Origin of the sequence: Paraburkholderia sp. GAS334 (assembly GCF_050436625.1) — a bacterium.
In the GTDB taxonomy this organism is placed as follows: Bacteria; Pseudomonadota; Gammaproteobacteria; order Burkholderiales; family Burkholderiaceae; genus Paraburkholderia.
Genome location: NZ_JBNDMO010000082.1, coordinates 1 through 2,669, shown reverse-complemented (window position 1 = coordinate 2,669; position 2,669 = coordinate 1). Strand labels below are relative to the sequence as shown.

Here is a 2,669-nt window from a genome sequence, read left to right as displayed (position 1 = left end):
GGAAAGGAAAGACGGTCGACTGTCTGCGACAGGCCTCGGGCCGAATCACCGCAGCTAACCGTAGTCTGTCTTCCGCGATCGGCTCGTGTCGACCCGATGGAGCCGCTCGGACAAGCTTTACCACCGTCCGCTCCGGGAGCGACATGAGACGACCGCGGATAACGCGTCGGCCTTTATCTCGTCGGCCATCACGGAAAGTGGCGGATCGCTGACGCGGTCCGACCATACCGCGCCCCGACGGTGTGACTCCGAAAACGTTGGGAGAACACCCCAAACCGATGCAGACGCATCCGTTGACTTGCAGCAGACACCTCGTCGACGACCCACAGAATTCGAATTCAGGAAAACAGGTCTGTCAGTCTTTGGCACGCACACTCGACGCAGCCGATGGAAAGTCTTCACGGCGCTCCGCCCATTTCAGGATCGCATCCAGTGCCGGGCAGAGCGCCTGGCCCCAATCGGTTAGGCGGTAGTCCACCTTCGGCGGCACCTGGTGATAGACCGTGCGCGTCACAATGCCGTCCTCTTCGAGGCGGCGCAGCTGCTGGGCAAGCATCTTTTGCGTGATGCCGGGGATCAGCCTCTCGAGGTCCGAAAAGCGTCGCACCTGACCACCGAAAAGGTGAAACAGGATGACCAGCTTCCAACGTCCTTCCAGCAGCTTGAATGCGGCTTCGACGTCGATCGCGGCGGTCGTGGGAGTGTAGGCTTTTCGGTTGGGCACGGCTTACTTACTTTTTAGTGCGTTCTTGCGATGTGGTAACTATAGCGCCATCATTGGGACCTGCAAACGTGACGTTCAGGAAAAGTCCGATGAACATAACCCTGCCGCCGCCACTGAATGCCTATCTGAACGCGGAAACCACCAGCGACACCGCTCCTCTCGCGGACTGCTTCGCTGCTGACGCCGTCGTGCGCGACGAGGGCCGCACTATCGAGGGGCTCGAAGCCATCCAGGCCTGGAAGAAAGACACCAAAGCCAAGTACCAGTACGCCATCGAGCCGCTGGACTTGTCCCAGGATGGCGTCGCCGTGACGATGCGCGCCAGGCTCACGGGCGCCTTCCCCGGCAGCCCGGTCGAGCTGACCTACACGTTTGTCCTGGCCGACGGCAAGATCGTGTCCCTGGAGATTCACTGATGAGCGCGGCACTTGAACTTCGGGGCCTTCGGGCGCTTGTTACAGGCGGGACCAAAGGCGTCGGTAAATCAGTTGTCGCACACCTTTGCGAGGCGGGAGCGAACGTCCTCGCGACGGCACGTTCGCGTTCCGATGACCTTACCGAAGAAAGGTTCATCGGTGCGGATATCACGACGGCCGAGGGTTGTAAAACCATTGTCGACGCCGTGCTCGAGCGGCTCGGCGGCGTCGATATAATCGTGCATGTGGCGGGTGGCTCATCTGCGCCAGCGGGTGGCTTCAGTGTGCTCGACGACGACGAATGGAACAAGGCATTGAGCCTGAACCTGTTCCCGGCAGTACGCATCGATCGCGCGCTGTTGCCCTCGATGGTCGAGCAGCGCTCAGGCGTCATCATCCACGTCACGTCGATCCAGCGGCAGTTACCGTTGCCGGAGGCCACGATTGCCTATGCCGCCGCCAAGGCTGCCCTGTCGAACTACAGCAAAGCCTTGTCCAAGGAAGTTAGTCCGAAAGGCGTTCGGGTCGTGCGTGTCTCCCCCGGCTGGGTTGAAACGGATGCCGCCGCGGGTCTCGTTGCTGAGATCGCCCGGCAGAACGGCATCGACACGGACGGCGCTCGCAAGATCATCATGGATTCGCTCGGAGGCATTCCTCTCGGCCGGCCATGCTCTCCCCGGGAGGTGGCAGAACTCATCGGTTTCCTCGTCTCCGCGCGGGCCAGCGCCATCACCGGCACTGAGTACGTCATCGACGGCGGAACTGTTCCGACTGCGTGATCTGAGCCGCTTGTCGGTGGACGTCGACGTGCTTCGGCGCACGCGAAGCGCGTTTCGCAGGTAGCGGTTCCCGTTCAGGCGCCGGCCTTCACGTGGTGTGCCCGCCCAATGAACCTCTGCTTTTCTGCAGCACGGTCACCCGTGGTGGACCGGGCATTATTCAGCGGCGTTATCGCACCTGGACGTCAGGTCACATAGCAGGTCAACCTTCGTCCGCAATTCGCGATGCCCTGGAATGGCGGACGGGCAAGCTCAGAGCGCGATCAGCGACCGTCTCATGTCGAGCCGGGAGCGGACCCGCGAAAGCTTCCTCTGAACGTCTCAAACTGGCCGAACCCAGCCGAACACCGACATCGACCGCATTGCTTCGTATGGCCACCGCGCGACGACGTGCCGTGACCTGATCATAAGGTCCGCGAGATGGCGCCAGCTTGACTTCGCCTCACTTCGGCTAAGATCCGGTCATCGCATAGGTGGACGGAGAGATGGTTGAATGGCGCGCGTAACGGTTAAGCAGGCCAGTCTGGTGGAACTCGCCGATCGAGGAATGACGCCCGAAGAAATATCGGCAAATATCGGCACGCCAACGGGAACAGTCCGCGCACAACTGACCCGGATCCAGCGGAAAGTGCGAAGCGGTGATTTCTCCCCTCCTCCATTGCCGATCGAACGGGCTGCCAATCGCAGGCGGATCTACCTCGCGGGCTTCGACGTTTTTCGCCCGAATGCTGTCGAACACGGCCGCTGCCT

At 61.4% G+C, this 2,669-nt stretch carries 3 protein-coding genes and 1 pseudogene; 3 read left to right on the top strand and 1 reads right to left on the bottom strand.

The window, feature by feature from the left end; translation table 11 throughout:
• Positions 1–355: 355 nt before the first annotated feature.
• Entirely contained in the window at positions 356–724 is a 369-nt protein-coding gene (locus P3T21_RS38250; protein ID WP_429261031.1) for a winged helix-turn-helix transcriptional regulator, read from the bottom strand.
• 89 nt (positions 725–813) lie between these two features.
• On the opposite strand from P3T21_RS38250, the gene P3T21_RS38245 reads away from it, so the two are divergent.
• From P3T21_RS38245 to P3T21_RS38235, 3 genes and pseudogenes are all read left to right on the top strand, one after another.
• Entirely contained in the window at positions 814–1,140 is a 327-nt protein-coding gene (locus tag P3T21_RS38245) for a nuclear transport factor 2 family protein (protein WP_429261030.1), read from the top strand.
• On the top strand, positions 1,140–1,919 hold the full coding sequence (locus tag P3T21_RS38240; RefSeq protein WP_266240435.1) for an SDR family oxidoreductase: 780 nt from the start codon (positions 1,140–1,142) through the stop codon (positions 1,917–1,919). The genes P3T21_RS38245 and P3T21_RS38240 overlap by 1 nt, the downstream gene beginning before the upstream one ends.
• A 493-nt stretch (positions 1,920–2,412) precedes the next feature.
• A pseudogene (locus P3T21_RS38235) lies at positions 2,413–2,669 on the top strand (nucleoside 2-deoxyribosyltransferase); the annotation flags it as partial.

What these genes read in the sequence shown, in the direction of transcription:
- P3T21_RS38245 (WP_429261030.1), top strand. Translation starts at nt 814, where the DNA reads ATGAACATAACCCTGCCGCCGCCACTGAATGCCTATCTGAACGCGGAA.
- P3T21_RS38240 (WP_266240435.1), top strand. Translation starts at nt 1,140, where the DNA reads ATGAGCGCGGCACTTGAACTTCGGGGCCTTCGGGCGCTTGTTACAGGC.